Source organism: Mesorhizobium sp. M1273 (genome assembly GCF_040318195.1).
Classification (GTDB): domain Bacteria; phylum Pseudomonadota; class Alphaproteobacteria; order Rhizobiales; family Rhizobiaceae; genus Mesorhizobium.
This window is the reverse complement of the sequence record NZ_JAMYLV010000009.1, coordinates 49,909-71,310: the sequence shown is the minus strand read 5'-3', so window position 1 is coordinate 71,310 and position 21,402 is coordinate 49,909. Positions and strand designations below refer to the sequence as shown.

Annotated in this window: 18 protein-coding genes, 1 tRNA gene and 1 riboswitch; of the genes, 8 read left to right on the top strand and 11 right to left on the bottom strand. The window is 63.6% G+C overall.

The genetic code is table 11. The annotated features are described in order from the left end of the window. Positions 1–57: 57 nt before the first annotated feature. On the top strand, positions 58–1,068 hold the full coding sequence (locus tag NKH30_RS12370; RefSeq protein WP_352501705.1) for an Hsp33 family molecular chaperone: 1,011 nt from the start codon (positions 58–60) through the stop codon (positions 1,066–1,068). A 6-nt stretch (positions 1,069–1,074) separates the two neighbouring features. Here the strand turns inward: NKH30_RS12370 and apaG are convergent, their stop codons facing one another. Further along, the gene (gene apaG, locus NKH30_RS12365) at positions 1,075–1,467 is read right to left on the bottom strand and encodes a Co2+/Mg2+ efflux facilitator ApaG/CorD (protein ID WP_352470114.1); all 393 of its coding nucleotides are present in this window, start codon (positions 1,465–1,467) and stop codon (positions 1,075–1,077) included. 227 nt (positions 1,468–1,694) lie between these two features. On the opposite strand from apaG, the gene NKH30_RS12360 reads away from it, so the two are divergent. Further along, positions 1,695–2,846, top strand: coding sequence for a ceramide glucosyltransferase (locus tag NKH30_RS12360; RefSeq protein WP_352813674.1), 1,152 nt, complete (start codon positions 1,695–1,697; stop codon positions 2,844–2,846). 36 nt (positions 2,847–2,882) lie between these two features. Here NKH30_RS12360 and NKH30_RS12355 read toward each other — a convergent pair whose 3' ends face one another. Continuing rightward, positions 2,883–4,073: an O-succinylhomoserine sulfhydrylase gene (locus tag NKH30_RS12355; RefSeq protein WP_352813673.1), complete on the bottom strand. Its 1,191-nt coding sequence runs from the start codon at positions 4,071–4,073 to the stop codon at positions 2,883–2,885. 70 nt (positions 4,074–4,143) lie between these two features. After that, positions 4,144–4,221, bottom strand: a riboswitch (SAM riboswitch). A gap of 135 nt (positions 4,222–4,356) precedes the next feature. Here NKH30_RS12355 and NKH30_RS12350 point away from each other — a divergent pair. Next, on the top strand, positions 4,357–5,451 hold the full coding sequence (locus NKH30_RS12350) for a 2'-deoxycytidine 5'-triphosphate deaminase (RefSeq protein ID WP_352995596.1): 1,095 nt from the start codon (positions 4,357–4,359) through the stop codon (positions 5,449–5,451). Positions 5,452–5,481: 30 nt separating this feature from the next. Here NKH30_RS12350 and araD1 read toward each other — a convergent pair whose 3' ends face one another. The 4 genes from araD1 to chvE all read right to left on the bottom strand — a co-directional run bounded on the left by araD1 (position 5,482) and on the right by chvE (position 10,651). Further along, positions 5,482–6,474: an AraD1 family protein gene (gene araD1, locus NKH30_RS12345; protein ID WP_352457733.1), complete on the bottom strand. Its 993-nt coding sequence runs from the start codon at positions 6,472–6,474 to the stop codon at positions 5,482–5,484. A gap of 191 nt (positions 6,475–6,665) precedes the next feature. Next, positions 6,666–7,958, bottom strand: a complete 1,293-nt coding sequence (gene mmsB / locus NKH30_RS12340) for a multiple monosaccharide ABC transporter permease (RefSeq protein ID WP_352774687.1) — start codon at positions 7,956–7,958, stop codon at positions 6,666–6,668. Next, a complete protein-coding gene (mmsA, locus tag NKH30_RS12335) occupies positions 7,955–9,487 on the bottom strand; it encodes a multiple monosaccharide ABC transporter ATP-binding protein (RefSeq protein WP_023677359.1) in 1,533 nt (510 codons plus the stop codon). The genes mmsB and mmsA overlap by 4 nt, the downstream gene beginning before the upstream one ends. Positions 9,488–9,586: 99 nt before the next feature. Further along, positions 9,587–10,651 carry a multiple monosaccharide ABC transporter substrate-binding protein gene (gene chvE / locus NKH30_RS12330; RefSeq protein WP_254816339.1) on the bottom strand — a complete coding sequence of 355 codons (1,065 nt, stop codon included), beginning with the start codon at positions 10,649–10,651 and terminating at the stop codon, positions 9,587–9,589. A 315-nt stretch (positions 10,652–10,966) separates the two neighbouring features. Here chvE and NKH30_RS12325 point away from each other — a divergent pair, with 315 nt between their 5' ends. Further along, the gene (locus NKH30_RS12325) at positions 10,967–11,956 is read left to right on the top strand and encodes a LysR family transcriptional regulator (protein ID WP_352464898.1); all 990 of its coding nucleotides are present in this window, start codon (positions 10,967–10,969) and stop codon (positions 11,954–11,956) included. Positions 11,957–12,270: 314 nt separating this feature from the next. Here NKH30_RS12325 and NKH30_RS12320 read toward each other — a convergent pair. After that, positions 12,271–12,344 (bottom strand) — tRNA-Gly (locus NKH30_RS12320). Between the two features lie 131 nt (positions 12,345–12,475). On the opposite strand from NKH30_RS12320, the gene NKH30_RS12315 reads away from it, so the two are divergent. Continuing rightward, the gene (locus NKH30_RS12315; protein ID WP_023677362.1) at positions 12,476–12,739 is read left to right on the top strand and encodes a DUF6460 domain-containing protein; all 264 of its coding nucleotides are present in this window, start codon (positions 12,476–12,478) and stop codon (positions 12,737–12,739) included. A 4-nt stretch (positions 12,740–12,743) separates the two neighbouring features. Here the strand turns inward: NKH30_RS12315 and NKH30_RS12310 are convergent, their stop codons facing one another. Next, positions 12,744–13,646: a histone deacetylase family protein gene (locus tag NKH30_RS12310; RefSeq protein ID WP_352813668.1), complete on the bottom strand. Its 903-nt coding sequence runs from the start codon at positions 13,644–13,646 to the stop codon at positions 12,744–12,746. Positions 13,647–13,696: 50 nt separating this feature from the next. Between NKH30_RS12310 and NKH30_RS12305 the strand changes: the two genes are divergently transcribed. Then, positions 13,697–15,121, top strand: a complete 1,425-nt coding sequence (locus NKH30_RS12305) for an MATE family efflux transporter (protein WP_352814096.1) — start codon at positions 13,697–13,699, stop codon at positions 15,119–15,121. A 3-nt stretch (positions 15,122–15,124) separates the two neighbouring features. Here the strand turns inward: NKH30_RS12305 and NKH30_RS12300 are convergent, their stop codons facing one another. Both NKH30_RS12300 and NKH30_RS12295 read right to left on the bottom strand, forming a co-directional pair. Continuing rightward, entirely contained in the window at positions 15,125–16,201 is a 1,077-nt protein-coding gene (locus NKH30_RS12300) for a quinone-dependent dihydroorotate dehydrogenase (protein WP_352813666.1), read from the bottom strand. Further along, the gene (locus NKH30_RS12295; protein ID WP_352613924.1) at positions 16,198–16,548 is read right to left on the bottom strand and encodes a DUF952 domain-containing protein; all 351 of its coding nucleotides are present in this window, start codon (positions 16,546–16,548) and stop codon (positions 16,198–16,200) included. Before NKH30_RS12295 ends, NKH30_RS12300 begins: the two co-directional genes overlap by 4 nt. Positions 16,549–16,674: 126 nt before the next feature. Between NKH30_RS12295 and NKH30_RS12290 the strand changes: the two genes are divergently transcribed. Together NKH30_RS12290 and NKH30_RS12285 are read left to right on the top strand one after the other, a co-directional pair. Further along, the gene (locus tag NKH30_RS12290; RefSeq protein WP_352613925.1) at positions 16,675–17,106 is read left to right on the top strand and encodes a hypothetical protein; all 432 of its coding nucleotides are present in this window, start codon (positions 16,675–16,677) and stop codon (positions 17,104–17,106) included. 119 nt (positions 17,107–17,225) lie between these two features. Beyond that, positions 17,226–17,888 carry a response regulator gene (locus NKH30_RS12285; RefSeq protein ID WP_473556440.1) on the top strand — a complete coding sequence of 221 codons (663 nt, stop codon included), beginning with the start codon at positions 17,226–17,228 and terminating at the stop codon, positions 17,886–17,888. Between the two features lie 3 nt (positions 17,889–17,891). On the opposite strand, the gene NKH30_RS12280 is transcribed toward NKH30_RS12285, so the two are convergent. Beyond that, the gene (locus tag NKH30_RS12280) at positions 17,892–21,380 is read right to left on the bottom strand and encodes a PAS domain-containing hybrid sensor histidine kinase/response regulator (RefSeq protein ID WP_352813664.1); all 3,489 of its coding nucleotides are present in this window, start codon (positions 21,378–21,380) and stop codon (positions 17,892–17,894) included. Positions 21,381–21,402 lie beyond the last annotated feature (22 nt).

The following is a 21,402-nucleotide window of genomic DNA, read 5'->3' as shown; positions in this document are numbered from 1 at the left end:
GCGCGTCTCGTCGCATGCGCCCCGGAGGGCGGCATCGCCGCGCCCCGGAGCTTTGTCATGTTGGAAACTCATCAATTGGCTGAACATAAACCCAAGCTCGGCGAATTCGGCTACGCCGGCGACGACCATGTCGTGCCGTTCGAGGTCGGCCCGCTCGACGTGCGCGGTCGCACCGTCCAGCTCGGGCCGATGCTCGATGCTATTCTCAGCCGCCACGACTATCCCGAGCCGGTCGCCCGGCTCCTGGCTGAAGCCTGTGTGTTGACGGTATTGCTCGGAACTTCGCTGAAGTTCGAGGGCAAGTTCATTCTGCAGACCCGCACCGACGGGCCGGTCGACATGCTGGTCGCGGATTTCTCCACGCCGCACGCGCTGCGCGCTTATGCCCGCTTCGATGCCGACCGGCTGCAGGCTTTGACTTCTGCCGGCGAGACGTCACCGCAGACGCTGCTCGGCAGCGGCGTCCTGGCGCTGACCATCGACCAGGGCGCCCACACACAACGCTACCAGGGCATCGTCCAGCTCGACGGCGTCACACTGGAAGATGCCGCACGCACTTATTTCCGCCAGTCTGAGCAGATTCCGACCGACCTCCGGCTTTCGGTTGCCAAGCTTCTGACGCCCGGCGTCGGCGGTGCCCGCGAACAATGGCGGGCCGGTGGCCTGCTGGCACAATTCCTGCCGCAATCGGCGGAGCGCATGCGCGTACCCGACCTTCCAGGTGGCGACGGCGATCCGCGTGAGGAAATCCACGACCCGACCGACAATTCCTGGCAGGAGCTGCTGGCGCTGCTTGGTACTATTGAACCGACCGAGCTGATCGATCCGACGATCGGTGCCGAACGGCTGCTTTACCGGCTTTTCCACGAGCATGGCGTCCGCGTGTTCGGCGGGGTGCCGGTCGCCGACCAGTGCTCATGCTCGAGGGAGAAGATCCACGGCATCCTCGAAGGCTTTTCCGCCGAGGAGATCAGGGACAGCACCGAGGATGGCAGCATTCACGTCGCCTGCGAATTCTGCTCGAAGCAATATGACTTCGACCCGGCGGAGTTTGCAGCGGCCGGATGACGGCCGTCAATTGACGGTGCGCCGCATTCCCGGCAAGTCGAGCGAGAAGGCGGGGATGGCGACGTCGAACGTCTCGCCCCGCCTGTTGCGCATGGTGTAGTGCCCGACCATGATGCCGGACGGCGTCGAGAGCGGGCATCCAGACGTATACTGATAGCTGTCGCCGGGGTTGAGTCCGGGTTGCTCGCCGACGACCCCGGGGCCGCGCACTTCCTCGACCTTGCCGGTGCCGTCGGTAATGTGCCAGTAGCGCGACAGAAGCTGCACGAACTCATCCGACTGATTGTCGATGGTCACCTGATATCCCCAGACATAGCGGTTTTGCGGCGGGTCGGAGTGATCCTCCAGATAGAACGGCCTGACCTGCACTTCGATGTTGCGGGTGACGGCGCTGTACATAAACTGCTCCAAAGCAATGTAGATGGAACTTTCGACGCTCAGCGCAGTTTGATCAACGATGCGCGTCATCTCCTTGCCCGACTCGAGCGCAGGTGCCGAAAAACAATGTCATTTAAGTGACACATGACAATGATGGTGTGCAGGCTTGTGCCGGGCGACTCAGCGTTCTGTCGAATTGTTGAAAACGGCCGTCATGCGGCCGGCACTTCTGGAGTGACCAGATCTCGATGGAACCGACATTCGCAGCCGCCCTCCTTTCCATAGCCCTCCTTCTTTCAAATCTCGCCAGCATCCTGTTAGCTTCGCTGAAGCTGAAGCGACCAGCCAGGATCGCACCGCCCGCCAACGCGCCGCCGGTATCGATCGTCATCCCGGCACGCGGCATCGAGCCGTTTGCCGAAGAGACGCTGGAGCGCGCCTTCTCACTCGACTGGCCGCGCTACGAACTCATCTTCTGCGTTGCCCATGCCGACGACCCGGTGGTCAAGCCGATCACCGCCGCAATGGCGCGCTTTCCAGCTATTCGCGCCCGCCTTCTAGTCGGTGACGACCGCATCAGCGGCAATCCAAAACTCAACAATTGCGTGAAGGGTTGGGAAGCGGCGCATTATCGCTGGGTCATCCTTGCCGATTCCAATGTGCTTATGCCGAGCGACTACGTCCAGCAGCTGATGGCGGCATGGCGGCATGGCACTGGCCTCGTCTGCTCGACGCCGATCGGCTCGCGGCCGGACGGCTTCTGGGGGGAGGTCGAATGCGCCTTTCTCAACACGCTGCAGGCACGCTGGCAGTACGCTGGAGAGGCGCTCGGCCTCGGCTTCGCGCAGGGCAAGAGCATGTTGTGGAACAAGCCGATGCTCGACGCCAATGGCGGCATCCGCGCGCTTGCCGCCGAGATCGCCGAGGACGCCGCCGCGACCAAGCTGGTCAACGGGCTCGGACTGCGGGTCAATCTTGTCGCCTCGCCCTTCGAACAGCCGCTCGGCCGGCGCACGCTTGGCGAGATCTGGTCGCGGCAGGCGCGCTGGGCGCGGCTGCGCCGCGTCACCTTCGCGCTGTTCTTCGCCCCCGAGATCCTGATCGGCGCGGCGCCGCCGCTGGTGCTTGCGCTGATCGCGGCGGCTGACGCCGGCGTCAGCCTGCCGGCAACCGCCATCGCCGTGCTGGTTGCGGCCTACCTGCCGGAATGCGCCTTGGCCTCGGCCAAGGGATGGCAGCTGTCGCTGCGCACCATCCCGGCGATGATGGCGCGAGACCTGATGCTTCCCGCCATTTGGGCGCGCGGATGGCTGAGCGGCGCCGTCGACTGGCGCGGCAATGTGATGACTATCCAGACCAAGGCCGTCGCGGAGCTGGAAGAGACCCCGTCCGGCGCCTGATCGGCGCGTCCCCGCTCGCCTCTGTTCGGCCAGCCCTTATCCGGCAAACCTCAGTGCCTGCTCGATGTCTTCGAGCAGGTCGTCGGCGTCCTCAAGGCCAACTGACAGCCTGAGCGTTCCCGGTCCGATGCCGAGCTCGGCGCGGGCCTCATCGGTCAAGTTCTTGTGCGTCGTCGTGGCCGGATGGGTGATCAGGCTCTTGGCGTCGCCGAGATTGTTGGAAATGAGCACGACGTCGAGTGCGTTCTGGAAGGCAAAGGCCCCCTGCTTGCCGGCCTTCACATCCATGCAGATCAGCGTCGAGCCACCCGACATCTGCCTCTTGACCACGGCCGCTTGCGGGTGATCGGCACGGCCGGGATAGATGACACGGGCGATTTGCGGGCGCTCGGCCAGGAAATCCGCGATGCGGCCGGCACTTTCCGTCTGCTGGCGTACGCGTAGCGGCAGCGTCTCCAGGCCTTTCAGCAGCGTCCAGGCATTGAAGGGCGAGAGGCTTGGGCCGGTGTGGCGGAAATAGTCATGCAGGTTCTCGTCGATCCATTTCTTGTCCGACAGAACGATGCCGCCAAGACAGCGCCCCTGGCCGTCAATATGCTTCGTGGCCGAATAGACGACGATGTGGGCGCCGAGCTGCAGGGGTTTCTGCTGCAAGGGCGTGGCGAACACATTGTCGACGATCAGCCTGGCGCCGATCGCATTGGCAAGTGCCGCGACGGCGGCAATGTCGATCACTTCCAGCGTAGGATTGGTCGGGCTTTCCAGGAAGAACAGTTTGGTGTTCGGCTTGACCGCCTTTTCCCAATTGGCGATGTCGGTGCCGTCGACCAGCGTTGCCTCAATGCCGTATTTCGGCGCCAGCGTCTCGACCACCCAGCGGCAGGAGCCGAACAGCGCGCGCGCCGCCACGATATGGTCGCCCGCCTTGGCGCTGCACAGCAGTGCTGCCGTCACCGCCGCCATGCCGGATGCCGTGGCGCGCGCGTCTTCGGCTCCTTCCAGCGCGCACATGCGTTTCTCAAACATGTCGACCGTCGGATTGGCATAGCGCGAATAGATGAAGCCCGGCTCCTCGCCCTTGAAGCGGGCCTCCGCCGCTTGCGCCGTCTCGTAGACATAGCCTTGGGTGAGATACATCGCCTCGGAGGTCTCGCCGAAGCCGGAACGCAGCGTTCCGGCATGCACGAGTGCGGTCTGAGGCTTCCAGTCGCGCTTCTTGGTCATCATTCTATCCAAACACCAAAATTGGTCCAAACAACAAAAAACCGGTCGCGAAAGTCGCAACCGGTCCATATGGCCTTGCGGCCCGACGGTCCTTTAGCGACTTGTTTAACGTGGCTGCAAGCCGACCGGCCAAATCACCACGGGATAACGAGCTTTAGACCCGCGCCACGCTTGCGTCAATTGCCGGCATGATTAAGAGGGTTGTACCAAGCAGGTGCCAAACGCGTCCACGGTCGGACCTGCGACAGAACAAGACCTCGCCCGGCGTTCGAACGGAGCCAGACCCTTGCGGCAGACAGGCATTCTTCCCGATCAGGATATTTCCGCGCTGTTCCAGACGGGCGCGCTGAAATCGCCGCGCACGCTCGATGCCGATCAGATCCAGCCGGCCAGCCTTGACCTCAGGCTCGGCGACAAGGCCTGGCGGGTGCGTGCTTCCTTCTTGCCCGGCCCGGACCACAGGGTTGCCGACAAGCTCGACCGGCTGAAGCTGCACGAGATCAACCTCGCCGAAGGTGCCGTGCTGGAAACCGGCTGCGTCTACATCGTGCCGCTGCTCGAAAGCCTGGCGCTGCCCGCCCATATTTCCGCCTCCGCCAACCCGAAAAGCTCGACCGGACGGCTCGATATCTTCACTCGGGTAATGACCGACCGCGGCCACGAGTTCGACAAGATCGCCGCCGGCTATGAAGGCCCGCTCTACCTGGAGGTCAGCCCGCGCACTTTCCCGATCGTCGTGCGGACCGGCTCGCGGCTGTCGCAGATCAGGTTCCGCACCGGCAATGCGCTCTTGTCGGAAAACGAGCTGCACGAGTTGCACCGCGCCGAAATGTTGGTCGCCACCGAACCACCCAACATCTCAGGCGGGGGCATCGCGCTATCGATCGATCTCGACGGAGACAAGGACGGGCTGGTCGGCTATCGCGGCAAGCACCACACCGGCCTGGTCGACGTCGACAAGCGCGCCGCGCAGGAGGTCGTCGATTTCTGGGAGCCGCTCTACAAGAGCGGTGCCGGCGAGCTGGTGCTCGATCCGGACGAATTCTATATTCTGGTGTCGCGCGAGGCGGTGCATGTGCCGCCGCTCTACGCGGCCGAGATGACGCCCTTCGATCCGCTGGTCGGCGAGTTCCGCGTCCATTATGCCGGTTTCTTCGACCCGGGTTTCGGCCATTCGGCGTCGGGCGGCGCCGGCAGCCGGGCGGTGCTCGAGGTACGCAGCCACGAAGTGCCGTTCATCCTCGACCACGGCCAGATCGTCGGACGGTTGGTCTATGAGCACATGCTGAAACGGCCGCGGGCGCTCTACGGCACTGATCTCGGCTCGAATTATCAGGCACAGGGCCTGAAACTGTCCAAGCATTTCCGCGCCGCGCGCTGACCTTCCTCTCACTTGCGGGCTACGCCCGGCTCAAAGTGCCTTCACCGCCACCTTCACCGGCTGCTCGATTTCAAGCGGGTTGCGCAGTGGCAGGCCGAAATCCTGCGCCTCGATTTCGAATACGTCACCGGCCTCGGTCCTGATGCCGTCGGCAAAGGACAGCGTCGCCGTGCCGAACATGTGCACATGCACGTCGCCCGGCTGGCGGAAGGCCGAGTATTTGAAGTGGTGATGCTCGAGATTGCCAATGGTGTGCGACATGTTCGCCTCGCCCGACAGGAACGGCTTTTCCCAAAGCAGCTTGCCGTCGCGCAGGATGCGTGAAGCGCCGCGGATATCGGACGGCAGATCGCCGATCAGGATCTCCGGCCCGAACGAAGCGTTGCGCAGCTTGGAATGGGCAAGGAAGAGATAGTTCACACGCTCGGTGACATGGTCGGAAAACTCGTTAGACAGCGTGAAGCCGACGCGGAACGGGGCGCCGTCGTCGCCGATCACATAGATACCGGCGATTTCCGGCTCCTCGCCGGCATCCTGGGCGAAGGCCGGCGACATAAGCGCCGCCCCGGGCGCCACCGCCATGGTGCCGTTGCCCTTGTAGAACCATTCCGGCTGCACGCCGATCTGGCCCTTCGCCGGCTTGCCGCCCTCAAGCCCCATGCGGAACATCTTCATGGAATCGGTCAGCTGTTCCTCGCCGTCCGTGCTGAGCTTCTTGTGCATGGAATCGCGGGTCGCGGCGGAGCCGAGATGCGTCAGCCCGGTGCCGGTGAGATGGAGATGCGCCGGATCGGGATGGTTGATCGGCGACAGCAGCCGGCCCTTCTTGTAGGCAGCGTCGAGGTCGACGGTTTCGCCGAAGCCCTTGCGCTCGATCAGGGCGACAAGCCCGCTGCCGGTACGCGCGGCTTCCATCGCCAGCGAATAGACGCTGCGGGCGCCGTTGATGACGCGGGTCTTGCCGCCGTTGCGGGCAACGACGCGGATCGTCTCGGCGTCGTCGAGGATTTGTGAGATCAGCATGGTAACCCTCTCTGAATTGTGGGCTGGCCTGCCCTTTCTCGGCAAACCCTACCCTGCGCGGCCCGGACCCTGTCCGCGCCTCGGTTGAAATTCTTCGTCCGGATTGCGCTCGCGGATCAGGTCCCTCGGGGGGACTTCTTTGCGCCGCCCGGCAGCGTCGCGATGTGACCCGTATGCCTCCTGGTTGCCTCTCAAGCCTTGTTCTTGTTGTAGACGTCGAAGACGACGGCGCCGAGCAGCACCAGGCCTTTGACCACCTGCTGCCAATCGACATTGACGCCCATGATCGACATGCCGTTGTTCATGACGCCCATGATGAAGCCGCCGACCACCGCGCCGATCACCTGGCCGACGCCGCCCATCGCCGAAGCGCCACCGATGAACACCGCGGCGATGACGTCGAGCTCGCTGCCGAGGCCGGCCGCCGGCACAGCCTGCCCCAGGCGCGCTGCGATAATCAGGCCGCCGAGTGCCGACAGCACGCCCATATTGATGAACACCATCAACGTCAGCCGTTCGGTCTTGATGCCCGATAGCTGGGCTGCCTTGGCATTGCCGCCCATCGCATAGATGCGACGGCCGATCGTCATGCGTTTGGTAACGAAGACGAACAAGGCGATCAGCACGCCCATCACCATGAGAACGATGGGGAGGCCCCTATAGGTGGCGAATTGGTAGACGAGAAACAGCGCCAGCGCGCTGATCACCAGGGTCTTGACGACGAACAGCGAGAAGGGCTCGGCTTCGTAGCCATGCTTCTCGCGGGTGCGCCGTGCCCTGAGCCCGAAATAGGCATAGGCGAGCACGGCGACGAGGCCGATCACGATCGTCGTCAGGTGCAGCGTCAGGCCGCTGCCGACAATGGTTTTGCCGGCGGCGTTCACGGTTGGCGGTATCAGCGTCAATGGGCCGATCAGGTCCGGAATGAAGCCGGAACTGAGCGCCTTGAAGCCGACGGGAAGCGGCCCTACGGAAGACCCGCCACCCAGCAGCGCCTGGCAGATGCCGCGGAAGATCAGCATGCCCGCCAGCGTGACGATGAAGCTCGGTATTCGGTGATAGGCAATCCAGTAGCCTTGTGCCCCGCCGATCGCACCACCGACGATCAGGCAGATGATCGACACCACCAGCGGATTGCTCAATGGGCCAAGCGGCCAGATGACCATCATCATCGCCGCCAGCGCGCCGATGAAGCCGGCGACGGAGCCGACGCTGAGATCGATGTGGCCCGAAACGATCACCAGAAGCATGCCCAGCGCCATCACGATGATGAAGCTGTTCTGCTGCACGAGATTGCTGAGGTTCACCGGCTTGAACAGCGTTCCGGACGTGGTGAACTGGAAGAACACCATGATTGCGATCAACGCCAGCACCAACCCGTATTCGCGCAGGTTGGTGACCAGCGCCGAGACGGCAATGCGAGGTCCCTGTTGTAGATCCTGGGCAACGCCGGTCTGCGGCCCGGGAGCGCTTTCGGTGCTCATGATGCTTTTCCTTCTCCGCGGACGATGGCGCGCATTATCTTTTCCTGGCTGGCGTCGCTTGCCGCCATTTCGCCGACGATGCGCCCTTCGTTCATGACGTAGATGCGGTCGGTGATGCCGAGCAGTTCGGGCATTTCCGACGAGATGACGATGATTGCCTTACCCTCGGAGGCGAGACGCGCGATGATCGTATAGATTTCATACTTGGCGCCGACGTCGATACCGCGTGTCGGCTCGTCGAGGATCAGCACTTCCGGATTGGCGAACAGCCATTTCGAGAGCACCACCTTCTGCTGATTGCCGCCAGAAAGGTTGCCGGTCATCTGGTAGACGCTCGAGGCGCGGATATTGGTCCTGCCGCGATAATCGTTGGCGACCGAAAGCTCGCGCAAATCGTCGATCACGCCGTGGCGCGACACGCCGGGCAGGTTGGCCAGCGTGATGTTGTGCTTGATGTGGTCGATCAGGTTGAGACCGTAGGTCTTGCGGTCCTCGGTAACGTAGGCGATGCCGTGTTCCACCGCCTTGCTCACCGAAGAGACGTCGATCGGCTTGCCGTTGAGGAACACCTCGCCGGTGATGCGACGGCCATAGGACCGGCCGAACAGGCTCATGGCAAACTCGGTCCGGCCGGCACCCATGAGCCCGGCAATGCCGACCACTTCGCCCTTGCGGGCGTTGAGGTTGATACCCTTGATGACCTGCCGCTCGGCATGGATGGGGTGGTAGACCGACCAGTTTTTCACTTCGAGAACGGTCTCGCCGATCTTCGGCTCGCGCGGCGGATAGCGGTCGTCGAGCGAACGGCCGACCATCGAGGTAATGATGCGGTCCTCCGAGATGTCCTTCTTGGCCAGCGTCTCGATGGTCCGCCCGTCACGGATGATGGTGACCTTGTCGGCGACCCGGTTCACCTCGTTGAGCTTGTGCGAGATCAGGATCGAAGTGATGCCTTGCCGCTTGAATTCGAGCAGCAGATCGAGCAGCGCCTGGCTGTCCTTTTCGGACAGGCTCGCGGTTGGCTCGTCGAGAATGAGCAACTTCACTTCCTTGCTGAGCGCCTTGGCGATCTCGACCAGCTGCTGCTTGCCGACGCCGATATTGGTGATCAGCGTGTTGGGGTCTTCCTTGAGGCCGACCTTCTTGAGCAGGGCACTGGTGCGCGCCTCATTGGCATTCCAGTCGATGACGCCGTATCTGGCGTGCTCGTTGCCGAGAAAGATGTTTTCGGCGATCGACAGCATCGGCACCAGCGCAAGCTCCTGGTGGATGATGACGATGCCCTTGCGCTCGCTGTCATGGATGCCTTTGAAATGGCACTCATCGCCGCGATAGATGATCTGGCCGTCATAGGTGCCGGACGGATATACACCCGACAGCACCTTCATCAGCGTCGACTTGCCGGCGCCGTTCTCGCCGACCACGGCATGGATCTCGCCTTCCTCGACCATGAGCTTGACGTTCGACAGCGCCTTGACGCCGGGAAACGTCTTGGTGATGTCGCGCATCTCCAAAATCGTCGATGCCATTGAGAATACCACTCCTGCGAGGTCCGCAAACAATACCGGGCTGGCTCGCCAACGAAAAGGGGCCCTGCCTGCGCAGGACCCCAGGCTTTGTAACCGCGATTACTTCAGCTCTTCGGCCTTGATGTAGCCGGAGTCGACCACCAGGGCCTGATAGTTCGACTTGTCGACGTCGTGCGGTGTCAACAGGATCGAGGGAACGACCTTGACGTCGTTGTTGTAGGTCGTGGTGTCGAGGCCTTCCGGCTTGCCGCCCGAGAGCACCTTGTCGACGAGTTCGACCGTCGCCTTGGCGAGTTCGCGGGTGTCCTTGAACACGGTCGAATACTGTTCGCCGGCGATGATCGCCTTGACCGAAGCGGTCTCGGCGTCCTGTCCGGTGACGATCGGCCATGGCTGATCGGCGGTGCCGTAGCCTACGGCGCGCAGCGAAGCGATGATGCCGCGCGACAGGCCGTCATAGGGCGAGAGCACGCCATCGACGCGGCTGCCGTCCGAGTAGTTGGCGGAGAGCAGATTGTCCATGCGGGCCTGGGCGGTTGCCGCCAGCCAGCGCAGCGTGCCGACCTTGTCCATGCCCATCTGGCCGGACTTCACGACGAGGGTCTTGTCATCGATCAGCGGCTGAAGAACCGACATCGCGCCGTTATAGAAGAAGAACGCATTGTTGTCGTCCGGCGAACCGCCGAACAGCTCGATGTTGAACGGGCCCTTCTTCTCGGGATAACCGAGACCCTTGAGCAGCGATTTGGCCTGGATGACGCCGACGCCGAAATTGTCGAAGGTGGTGTAGTAGTCGACATTTGGCGTCTTCTTGATCAGGCGGTCGTAAGCGACGACGACAACGCCGGCGTCATTCGCCTTCTGCAAGGCATCGCCCATCGTGGTGCCGTCGATCGAAGCGATGATCAGCGCCTTCGGGCCCTTGGTGATTTCGTTTTCCAGTTGGCTGAGCTGGTTCGGAATGTCGTCCTGCGCGTACTGCAGGTCGACAGTGTAGCCCAGAGCCTCGAGCTGGGACTTGACGGCGTCGCCGTCGTTGATCCAGCGCTGCGAGGTCTTGGTGGGCATCAGCACGCCGATCAGGCCTTCGCCCGCCTGCGCCGGCAGCGTCATGGCCGCGATACCTAGGGCCGCGACGGCGGCCAGTGTCTTGATAATCTTCACATTAACTCTCCCTGGTTGATGGACGCGTACCCTTGGGTTTCGTGGGCCGCGCAATCGTGCAGGAGCGCCAAACGCGCCGCTGCCGTCAATCGATCTCCGGTATCCTCCCAATCGGCCCCGAGACTCTGGTTCAATCGATACGAGTTTCCCTCGTCACCGACCGTCAAGCCTCAGGACGCGCGAAGGGTGTGTCGCTTTGCCATAACTGTCAAATGCGATCTTTGATGGTTGCTATATCGAGACTGATATGGCTTAGGCTAGTGACGACGCAGCCGGATCCAGCCAGGGCGCCGGGCGTAAGAGTAGGGAAGAATCATGGCGGCGCTGCGAAATCCTGGCGGAATATCAGCCGGTTACGATGAGATCCCGGGTGATGGCGGAACCTTGCTGCGCAGCGGCTTGAGCCTGCGTCACATGCGCATGATCGCAGCCCTCGACGAGCACGGCCGGGTGAGCGCCGCGGCCCAGGTCATGAACATCTCGCAGCCGGCGGCCTCGCGCATGATCGCCGAGATGGAGGCCGTGCTCGACGTCAAGCTCTGCGAAAGGCTGCCGCGCGGCATCACGCTGACACCCTATGGCAAGGCGTTGGCACGGCGCGCGCGATCGATCCTGCTCGAGATGCGCGAGGTCGACCGCGAGATTTTCGAGCTCAAGGCGGGCAAGGGCGGCTCAGTATTCCTGGGCGCGGTGACAGCACCGGCGATCGAGCTGGCGGTGCCGGCGATCCGCGAGATCCGGCGCCTTTATCCGCGCATCGAAATCACCATGCAGGTCGAGACCTCGAACGTCCTGGCGCGCGAGCTGATCGCCTCGCGCCACGATTTCATCATCGCCCGCATCCCCGACGACCTCAATCCGCGGCTGTTCGAAGCGCGCGTCATCGGCGTCGAGAAAGCCTGCCTGATCGTGCGCCGCGGCCACCCGCTGACCAAGGGCAAGGCGGTGCGGCTGGAAGACACCGCCGCCTATGACTGGGTTTTCCAGTCGGGCGGCTCGCCGCTGCGCCAGGCGATGGAAAGCAACTTTTTGAACCGCAACATCGCGCTGCCGGACCGCATCCTCAACACCAGCTCGCTGCTATTGACTCTGGTCATGGTCGCGCAATCCGACGCCATTGCGCCGGTTTCGATCCAGGTCGCGAAGTTCATCCAGAACCCGGAAGGCCTGGCCGGCGCCATCGATGTTGTCCAGACTGAATTCGACATCGAGGTCAGGCCCTACAGCCTGATCACGGTGAAGAACCGCGCGCTGTCACCGGCAGCCAAGATGCTGCACGACTTTATTCTGCGGGAGGTGGGATAAGGGCTGGAGCGGCAAGCGGAGCGCATCCCGTGGCCGGCCAGACGACCAGACAGGCCCGCCAGCAGCGGCGCCGATGCACGTCGGCCACTATTGCCTGATGCTCAAAAAAAGCCCGCCAGCAGAAGCCAGCGGGCCAAGGGTAGACTTTCCGGTTGGGGTCATTCGAGGCCCCGCCGACCCTCAATGTGAGATATTCCACGAACTGGCACATCGGCCAAACAGATGAAAGACGGCCAGCCGGGCCGTAAAACTGCCTATAAATCCGCTGGTTTTCAGCTTGGCCAGAACAAGTGCAATGCACCGGGGGCAAAAGCTGGAGCGGGTAGCGGGAATCGAACCCGCGCGTTCAGCTTGGGAAGCTGACAAGCTACCATTACATCATACCCGCGCTGGTTCCTCCGATATCATGGCCCGGCGCCGATGCGCAATCCGGTTTGAGGGCTCGGCTTGATGCAGGGCTATCAACTGCGTATTTCTAGGCATGTGCCCGAATCGCGGCACCCGACTGTGGAGACAGGCTTGTCCGCACTGAACCGCTTTCTCGGCGATACGCCGCTCCGGGTGATCCTGAAGCTGCTTGTGGTGTCGTTCCTCGTCGGGCTGGTCATGAATGCCTTCGGCTGGTCGCCGATGGATGTGCTTTATGGCATTCGCAAATTCTTCATCGACCTGTGGAATTTGGGCTTCCACGCCATCGACCGCTTTCTCGGCTACATCCTGCTCGGTGCCGCGATCGTCGTGCCGGCCTTCATCCTGCTCAGGATCGCTAACTACCGGAAGTGAATTTTCAGGCGTAGCCCGCCGCCACCTCGAACAGGATGGCGTGCCGTGCAGCAAGTGCTGCGACATCCGTCGAATAGCCGCCGCCGATAACGCCGCATACCGGTATGCCAAGCGTGCGGAAATGGCGGATCACCATATCGTCGCGGGCGCGCAGCCCGTCATCCGTGAGCGACAACCTGCCGAGCCGGTCCTCGACATGGACATCGACGCCGGCATTGTAGAAGACGAGGTCCCAGCGCCTTCGCGCCGACAGCTCCGGCAGGATGGCGTCCAGCCGCTCCAGATAGGCTGCATAGCCGGCGCCGTCGGGCAGGGCGACATCGAGATCGGAGGCGATCTTGCGCGCGGGGTAGTTGCGGTCGCCATGCATGGAGAAGGTAAACACGCGCGGCTCGTCGTTCAGGATATCCGCCGTGCCGTCGCCCTGATGCACGTCGAGGTCGACGACCAGAATGTTTTGGACAGCAGCTTCGGCGAGCAGCACCAGCGCGGCAACGGCTACGTCGTTGAAGGTGCAGAAGCCGGCGCCTTGCGCGCGCCGTGCATGATGGCTGCCGCCGGCGGTGTTGCAGGCGATGCCGTTCAGCAACGCTAGCCGCGCTGCCAGCACCGTGCCGGCCGTTGCGAGCTGCGCCCTCAGCGAAACCCGCGGTCCGACGGGAAAGCCGATCTCGCGCTCGATCGCCACCGGCACTTTGCAGGCAAGCACCTGGTCGACATAGTCTGCCGCGTGGGCAAGCTTCAGCCATGATGGCCGCGCCGCCTCCGGCATGTTGAGCGCTTCGGGCTGCGCCAGGCCGCGTGCCCGCAACGCATCCATCAGCCGCGGATATTTGCTCATCGGGAAGCGGTGGTTGACGGCGAAGCCGGCGTCGTAGTCGGGATGATGAACGATCTGCAGGGGCATGGGGCGGCCGGTGCGCCAGAGGCGGATTTCGGTTGAACATAACGGGGTGGATGGTTGCGCGAGGTCCGCAAACTGGGGCACATCGGCTGGCCGATCAAGCCGCAACAGGAAGCAACACGCGTTTGGAGCAGGCTTTACCCATCGAAGCCCACACCACCGAAGCCAGGGCCTTCGTCGTCACCAACCGCTCGGTGCTCGCCATCGCCGTGCCGATGACGCTTGCCTATCTGACGACGCCGTTGCTCGGAATTGTCGACACGGCGGTGGTTGGGCAGTTCGGCGACGCCGCCCTTCTCGGCGGCCTGGCGGCCGGCGCCCTGATCTTCGACGTCGTTTTCACCACCTTCAACTTCCTGCGCTCCGGCACCACCGGCCTCGTCGCCCAGGCCTTCGGGCGCGGCGATGCGCTGGAGGAGCAGGCGGTGTTCTGGCGCGCCGTGCTGATCGCGGTCGTCGCCGGCGTCGTCCTTGCCGCGCTTGCGCCGCTGGTCTCCACCGCCGGGCAATGGTTCATCGGCGCCGAGCCGCGCGTCAGCGCGGCGATGGACGTCTATATCCGCATCAGGATGCTCGCGGCACCGTTCTCGCTGATCAATTACGCCATCCTCGGTTACGTGCTTGGGCGCGGCGAGGGCGGGCTCGGGCTGATCCTGCAATTGATACTGAACGGCATCAACATCGCCCTCTGCTTCCTGCTTGGCCTGGAGCTCGGCTGGGGCGTTGCCGGCGTTGCCTGGGCAACGGTCACCGGCGAATTCGTCGCCATGCTGCTGGGTCTCGCCATTGTCGGCCGGCGCTTTTGGGCGGCGCCCAGGCTGCCGCGCCACCGCGTCCTCGATCTGCCGGCATTCCTGCGCATGATGTCGCTCAATCGCGATATCATGATCCGCTCCTTTTCGCTGCTCGCCGCCTTCGCGCTGTTCACGCGCCAAGGCGCACAATTCGGCACTCTGACGCTGGCCGCCAACGCCGTGCTGATGAACCTCTTCCTGGTTGCCGGCTATTTCCTCGATGGTTTCGCCACCGCTGCCGAACAGCTCGCCGGGCGCGCCATCGGCGCCCGTGCCGCCACGGCGTTTGATCAGGCGGTGCGGCTGACGCTGCTTTGGGGGCTCGGGCTGGCGGGCGCGGCGACGCTCTTCTTCCTGCTGGAGGGCGCCGATCTCGTCGCCCTGATCACGACCGCGACAGACGTCCGCGCCATTGCCGACATCTACCTGCCCTGGGCGGCGTTCACCTCGCTCAGCGGCGCGCTGGCTTTCGAGATGGACGGGATTTTCATCGGCGCAACATGGTCGCGCGACATGCGCAACATGATGCTGGTGTCGTTCCTGTCGTTCAGCGCCGCGCTGCTGATTCTGGCGCCGGCATTCGGCAATCACGGCTTGTGGGCGGCGTTGCATGTCTTCCTGCTGGTACGCGGCTTCAGCCTGCTCGCCATATTGCGGCTGCGGGCGCGCACAGCCTTTAACTGATCGCTAAAGCGGTTTCGCCGCCCAGTGATCGAGGCGGCTGTCGCGAAGCTCGCGCAGCGACTTCAGCCCTTGACTGTCCATGAAACGGGCCATGCCGGAAAGAATGCGCCCCGGCAGCGCGGGCCCGGCATAGATCATGCCGGTGTAGAGCTGCACGAGATCGGCGCCGGCGCGGATCTTTTCCAACGCCGTCTCGGCGGAATCAACGCCGCCGACGCCGATGATAGTGGGATCCGGGCCAAGCAGTTTTCGCATCCTTGCCAGCACGATGGTCGAGCGCTCGAACAAGGGTTTCCCCGAAAGCCCGCCGGCCTCGCCAGCAAGGCCGGCGCTGCGCAGGCCGGATCGCGCGATCGTGGTGTTGGAGACAATGACGCCGTCCATTTGCTTGTCGCTGATCTCGGCGGCGATGTCCTCAAGCTCGGGCTCGACCAGGTCCGGGGCGATCTTGAGGAAGACGGGCGGTTTTGCCGGTGCCGCCGCACCCGCAGCCATGACCCGCGACAGGAGCTCGCCAAGCTGGTCGCGCGCCTGCATGTTGCGCAGGCCCGGCGTGTTCGGCGAGGAGATATTGATCGTCAGATAGCTGGCATATCGCGCGAACCGGATCATGCCGCGCTCATAATCACTGACGCGGTCGGCGCTGTCCTTGTTGGCGCCGATGTTGATCCCGACGATGCCGGGGCGGCCCTTGCGGGCGGCAAGGCGCTTCTCCGCGGCGGCGTGGCCCTCATTGTTGAAGCCCAGCCGATTGATCACCGCCCCCTCCGAAGGCAGCCGGAAGATGCGTGGCTTTGGATTGCCCGTCTGCGGCAGCGGCGTGATCGTGCCGACCTCGGCGAAGCCGAAGCCGAGGCCGAGCAGCGCGTCCGGCACTTCGGCATTCTTGTCGTAACCCGCGGCCATGCCGAGCGGGTTCGGGAAATCGAGCCCGCAACGGCTGACCTTTAACCTGTTGTCCTGCGGCGGACGACCGGCGACCGGCAGCCCGCATCTCAGCGCGGCAATCGACAGCCCATGCGCGGTTTCCGGATCGAGCGTGAACAGCAGTTTCTGGCCGATCCGGTCGAACGCGCTCATTCGGCCTCCAGCGCCGGGAATTCATGCCGGCCGTCAGCGCCGAGCGGCAATGCCTGCACCGAAACGACCGCATCGAGGCCGAGCCCGCCATAGAGATGCGGGAACAGGGCGCCGCCGCGCGAGACCTCATATTTCAGCGCATCGCCGAGGCGCGCGCTATCGACGGCGACCAGCAGCAACCGGCTTTGGCCGGCGAAATGTTTGGCCGCCGTTTCCCGAACCTGCCCGGCGGTAGAAAAATGGATGAAGCCGTCGGCGACGTCGATAGGCGCGCCGGTGAAGCGGCCTTCTCTTTCAGCCTCGCGCCACAGCACCTCGGGAACTATCTTGTAGATGATCTCGGACATAGTTGCGCTATAGTCCGAACCGACCACGCGGGGAAGGGCAGGCCCGTGTTCTTCCCCATTTCAGGTTCGTCCCCATTTCAGGCGCAAACTGTGATAGATTGCGCTGACTGGCTCATGGAGGAAAACATGCGTCTGAAACACGTCTTGATCCCCGCAGCACTGGTGTCGCTTGTCGCGGCGTCGGCCTTTTCCGATGAAGCCGATCGCTACCGGTTGGAGAAATCGGCCAATGGCTATGTCCGCATGGATACGCAAACCGGCGCCATGTCGCTCTGCGAGGAGCGTTCCGGCCAGCTCGTCTGCAAGATGGCGGCCGACGAGCGCGCCGCCTTCCAGGGCGAGGTCGACCGGCTGCAAAGTTCGGTGAAGGCGCTCGACGAACGCGTCGCCAAGCTCGAAAATTCGCTTGCCGCCCGTTTCGAATCGACTTTGCCCAGCGAGGAGGATTTCAACAAGACGATGGGCTACATGGAGCGCTTCCTGCGCAGCTTCATGGATATCGTCAAGGACATGGACAAGGACGAAGACGGCGCCAAGCCCAATTCGCAAAAGACCTAGGCAATTCGCAAAAAGACCTGGGGCGGGAATAGCAAGCCGCCCACGCCGGACGGCAGGCGTAGCGTTACAATCGTTCAGATCCTGCAAGGCGGAACATCGCCAATGGGAGTCGGGGAGGGATATCACCGTTGGGCTACACATTCGTCATTGCCGACGATCATCCGCTTTTTCGCGGTGCATTGAGGGAGGCACTCGCGGGCATCGGAGACGTTGCCGCCATTCACGAGGCCGGCGATTTCGAAAGCGCCAAGGCGCTGGTCCTGGCCAATGAGGATGTCGATCTGGTGCTGCTCGATCTCTCGATGCCGGGGGCAAGCGGTCTTTCCGGCCTGATTTCGCTGCGCGGCATCCATCCGGCGGTGCCGATGATGGTGGTCTCGGCGCATGACGATCCGGTGACGATCCGGCGCGCGCTCGATCTCGGCGCCTCCGGCTTCATCTCCAAATCGGCCAGCATGGAGGAGATCCGCAATGCGGTGCAGTCGGTGCTCGCAGGTGATATCGCGGCACCCGCCGGGGTCGATCTCGGTGTCGAGCGCGATCCCGAGATTTCCGACCTGATCAAGCGCCTGCAAGCGCTGACTCCACAGCAGACGCGCGTGCTCGGCATGCTGGCTGAGGGACTGCTCAACAAGCAGATCGCCTATGAGCTCGGGGTCTCCGAAGCGACGATCAAAGCGCATGTCTCGGCCATCCTGCAGAAGCTCGGCGTCGACAGCCGCACGCAGGCGGTGATCCTTTTGTCCAAAATCGGCAGCGACCCGCTGCAGACGGCCGGCTGATTCCTATTCGGCCGCCGACGCCAGCGGCCTGACCCTGGCCATCATCGAGCGCAGCATTGCCGGTTTCAGTGGTTTGCTGATCACCGGCACGTCGAGCCTGCCGGCAGCGGCGCGAACCTCGCTGGAGCGGTCGGCGGTGACCAGCACGGCCGGCAAGTCCTCGCCATGGATCGCACGCAACTGGGCGATCAATTCGAGGCCGGTCCTGTTGTCGAGATGATAGTCGGCAAGCACGATGTCCGGCCGATGCATGCCGGACCTCTCGAGATCCTCCGCGCCGGAAAGCGTGTCGACGCTGCAGCCCCAACCCTCGAGCAGCAGCCGCATGCCGTCGAGGATGCGGGCGTCGTTGTCGATGCAGAGCACATGGAGCCCGGCAAGCGAGGCCGCGGCACGGGCAGGCGGCTTCGCCTCGGCCTCGCGCCGCGGTGCCTGCACGGCCACCACCGGCAGCAACACGGAAAAGCGTGTGCCCTTGCCTGGGTTGGAGAAGATCCGGATTTCGAGGCGCAGGACGCGGGCGATGCGGTCGACAATGGAGAGCCCAAGGCCGAGGCCTTCCGCCTCGCGTGCGCCCTCGTCGAGCCGGGTGAATTCGCGGAACACGGTGTTGAGCTTGTCGCCGGCAATGCCGATGCCGGTGTCGATAACCTGGATCTCGGCCAATTCGCCGCGCCGCCGCACGCCGACCAGGATGCGGCCATGGCGCGTGTATTTAATGGCGTTTGAGACCAGGTTCTGGATCAGCCGGCGCAGCAGATTGCGGTCCGTCATGACGCTGAGCGACGACGGCATGATCGAGAGTTCGAGCTTCTTTTCGGCGGCAAGCGGCCGGAAGTCGTTGCCGATCTGGCGCAGCAGCCCGTCGAGGCCGAAGCTCGTATCGTCCGGCTTCATCGCGCCGGCATCGAGGCGCGAAATGTCGAGCACCGCGCCGAGGATGGTCTCGACCGATTCCAGCGACGATTCGATGTTCATCGCCGCCTTGCCGGCAGGTCCCTTGCCAGTCTTCTCGATCAGTGACGAGCAATAGAGGCGGGCGGCGTTCAGCGGCTGCAGGATGTCGTGGCCGGCGGCAGCGAGGAAGCGGGTCTTGCCGAGATTGGCCTCCTCGGCCAGCATCTGCGCCTGCGCCAGCTCCTCATTGACGCGGGTGAGCTCGGCGGTGCGGCTCTTCACTCGCTGTTCCAGGGATTCGTTGGCGCGCTTCAGCGCCAGATCCTGCTCGACGCGTCCAGAGATGTCGGCGTAGGTGGCGACGATGCCGCCGTCCGGCATCGGATTGGAGCGCAATTCCAGGATGCGCCCGCTGGTCTTCAGCTCCATCTGCCATGGGCTGACGAAGCTGGTCAGGCGGTTGAGCATGGTGACGCGCTGGTCTGCCGGTATGTCACCGCGCTCGGCAAGGTGGCGCAGGATACGATCGAGTGAGACGCCGACCTGGCCCATCTCGTCGGGCAGGTCGAACAGCGCCCGGTACTGGCGGTTCCAGCAAATCAACCGGAAATCGCGGTCGAAGACAGTGATGCCCTGTTCCATCTGGTCGAGTGCGATCTGCAGCAGATCGCGATTGTGCTGCAGCGCCTCCGTGGCGTCGTCGAGCAGGCGGAAGGCGTCCTTGGATTCGCGGTCGTTGCGGCGCAGCAGTAGCGACAGGATCAGCCGCGCCGAAGAGGAGCCGACGGCACTGGCCAGAAGCTGCTCGGAGAAGCGGATGACATCCATGCTGGCCTGTTCGTTGCCGTGCAGTGAAGTGCCGCCGCTCTTTTCGAACGACTGAAATGACCGCTCGGTGCGTTCGACACCGAGATAGCGCGCGATCGTGTCCTTGAGGTCGTTGACGGTTATGGTGGTGCGGAAGCGGCGCAGGCTCGGCAGCGGCCCCGCCTCGCGCGGCACGAAGATCGATGCCTGGATGCGTTCCAGCGGCACGGAGGCGCGCGACAGCGAGCCGAACACAAAAAAAATCGTGTTGATCGACAGGCTCCACAGCACGCCATGGTTCAGCGGCTCGGCGACGGTGCCGAAAAGAGCCTGCGGCCGCAATGCATCGAAGCCGAACAGGCCGTGGACGAGGATGCCGGTATCGGGCGCGACGAGCGAGGGAAGCAGCAGCGTATAGCTCCAGACGACGATGCCGGCGACCATGCCAAGTGCGGCACCCCTTCCGTTGGCGCCGCGCCAGATCAGGCCGCCGATCATTGCCGGCGCGAACTGCGCGATCGCGGCGAACGACATCAGGCCGATCGAGGACAGCCGCGCGCTATTGGTGCTCTCGCGGTAGTAGAGAAAGGCGATGAACAGCATGATGAAGATCGCCGCCCGGCGTACATTGAGGATGAGCGTCGACCAGTCCTCGTTCTCGGATGTCGTGGTCCGCAGCAGCCGGCGCACGAACAGCGGAATGACCAGGTCGTTGGAGATCATGATCGACAGCGCGACGCTTTCGACGATCACCATTGCGGTCGCCGCCGACAGCCCGCCGATGAAGGCGGCCATGGCCAGCACGTCGTGGCCGCTGAACAGCGGCAGCGACAGCACGTAAAGGTCGCTGCTGGTCCTGGGGCCGACCAGTTCCAGGCCGGCCAGCGCGATCGGCAGCACGAACAGGTTGATTGCCACCAGATAGAGCGGAAACACCCATGTCGCGGTGCGCAGCTCGGCCTCGCTGCGGTTCTCGACGATGGTGACATAGAACTGGCGCGGCAGCATCAGGATGGCAAAGCCGCTCAGGCATGTCAGCACCAGCCAGGTGGCGAGCGAGGTGTTGTAGCCCATCGCCTGGCGCACCTGCGTGTTTTCGGCGAGCCGGTCGAACATGTCGCCTGGCCCACCGAAGATCAGGAACATGACCATCAGGCCGATTGCCAGGAAGGCGGCGAGCTTGACCACGGTTTCGACTGCCACCGCCAGCACCAGCCCGTCCTGGTGCTCGGTGGCATCGGCGTGGCGCGTGCCGAACAGCACCGCAAACAGCGCCAGCAGCATGGCAACGACCAGCGAGATGTCGCTGACGAACGGATCGAACGACGGCGGCGAGCCGGTATAGTGCTCGACCATCAGGCTGACCGAGCCCGAGATCGCCTTCAATTGCAGCGCCATATAGGGCACCGCGCCGATGGTCGCGATCAGTGTGGCGATCGCCGCGACAGCAAAACTCTTGCCGTAGCGGGCGCCGAGAAAGTCGGCGATCGAGGTGATCTTCTCGGTCTTGGCCAGCCTGACGATGCGCTGCAGCAGCGGAAAGCCGAACACGAACACCAGCACCGGTCCGATATAGATGCCGAGGAACTCCAGGCCGCGCTCGGAGGACAGCCCGACCGAGCCGAAGAAGGTCCAGGAGGTGCAGTAGATGGCGAGGCTGAGCGCATAGATGAAGGGCCGGGCGCGGCCAGGCCCCGATGACGTCGAGCGCCGGTCGCCCAGGCTGGCGATAGCAAACAGCAACGTCACATAGGCGATCGCGATGATGACGATGAACCAGCCCTGCACGCCTCGAACTTCCTCCCTGCGC

Bases quoted from the DNA above. Each gene is read 5' to 3' on its own strand.
- NKH30_RS12370 (WP_352501705.1), top strand. From the start codon at position 58: ATGTTGGAAACTCATCAATTGGCTGAACATAAACCCAAGCTCGGCGAA.
- apaG (WP_352470114.1), bottom strand. From the start codon at position 1,467: ATGTACAGCGCCGTCACCCGCAACATCGAAGTGCAGGTCAGGCCGTTC.
- NKH30_RS12360 (WP_352813674.1), top strand. From the start codon at position 1,695: ATGGAACCGACATTCGCAGCCGCCCTCCTTTCCATAGCCCTCCTTCTT.
- NKH30_RS12355 (WP_352813673.1), bottom strand. From the start codon at position 4,073: ATGATGACCAAGAAGCGCGACTGGAAGCCTCAGACCGCACTCGTGCAT.
- araD1 (WP_352457733.1), bottom strand. From the start codon at position 6,474: ATGCTGATCTCACAAATCCTCGACGACGCCGAGACGATCCGCGTCGTT.
- mmsB (WP_352774687.1), bottom strand. From the start codon at position 7,958: ATGAGCACCGAAAGCGCTCCCGGGCCGCAGACCGGCGTTGCCCAGGAT.
- mmsA (WP_023677359.1), bottom strand. From the start codon at position 9,487: ATGGCATCGACGATTTTGGAGATGCGCGACATCACCAAGACGTTTCCC.
- NKH30_RS12325 (WP_352464898.1), top strand. From the start codon at position 10,967: ATGGCGGCGCTGCGAAATCCTGGCGGAATATCAGCCGGTTACGATGAG.
- NKH30_RS12310 (WP_352813668.1), bottom strand. From the start codon at position 13,646: ATGCCCCTGCAGATCGTTCATCATCCCGACTACGACGCCGGCTTCGCC.
- NKH30_RS12305 (WP_352814096.1), top strand. From the start codon at position 13,697: ATGGTTGCGCGAGGTCCGCAAACTGGGGCACATCGGCTGGCCGATCAA.
- NKH30_RS12300 (WP_352813666.1), bottom strand. From the start codon at position 16,201: ATGAGCGCGTTCGACCGGATCGGCCAGAAACTGCTGTTCACGCTCGAT.
- NKH30_RS12295 (WP_352613924.1), bottom strand. From the start codon at position 16,548: ATGTCCGAGATCATCTACAAGATAGTTCCCGAGGTGCTGTGGCGCGAG.
- NKH30_RS12290 (WP_352613925.1), top strand. From the start codon at position 16,675: ATGCGTCTGAAACACGTCTTGATCCCCGCAGCACTGGTGTCGCTTGTC.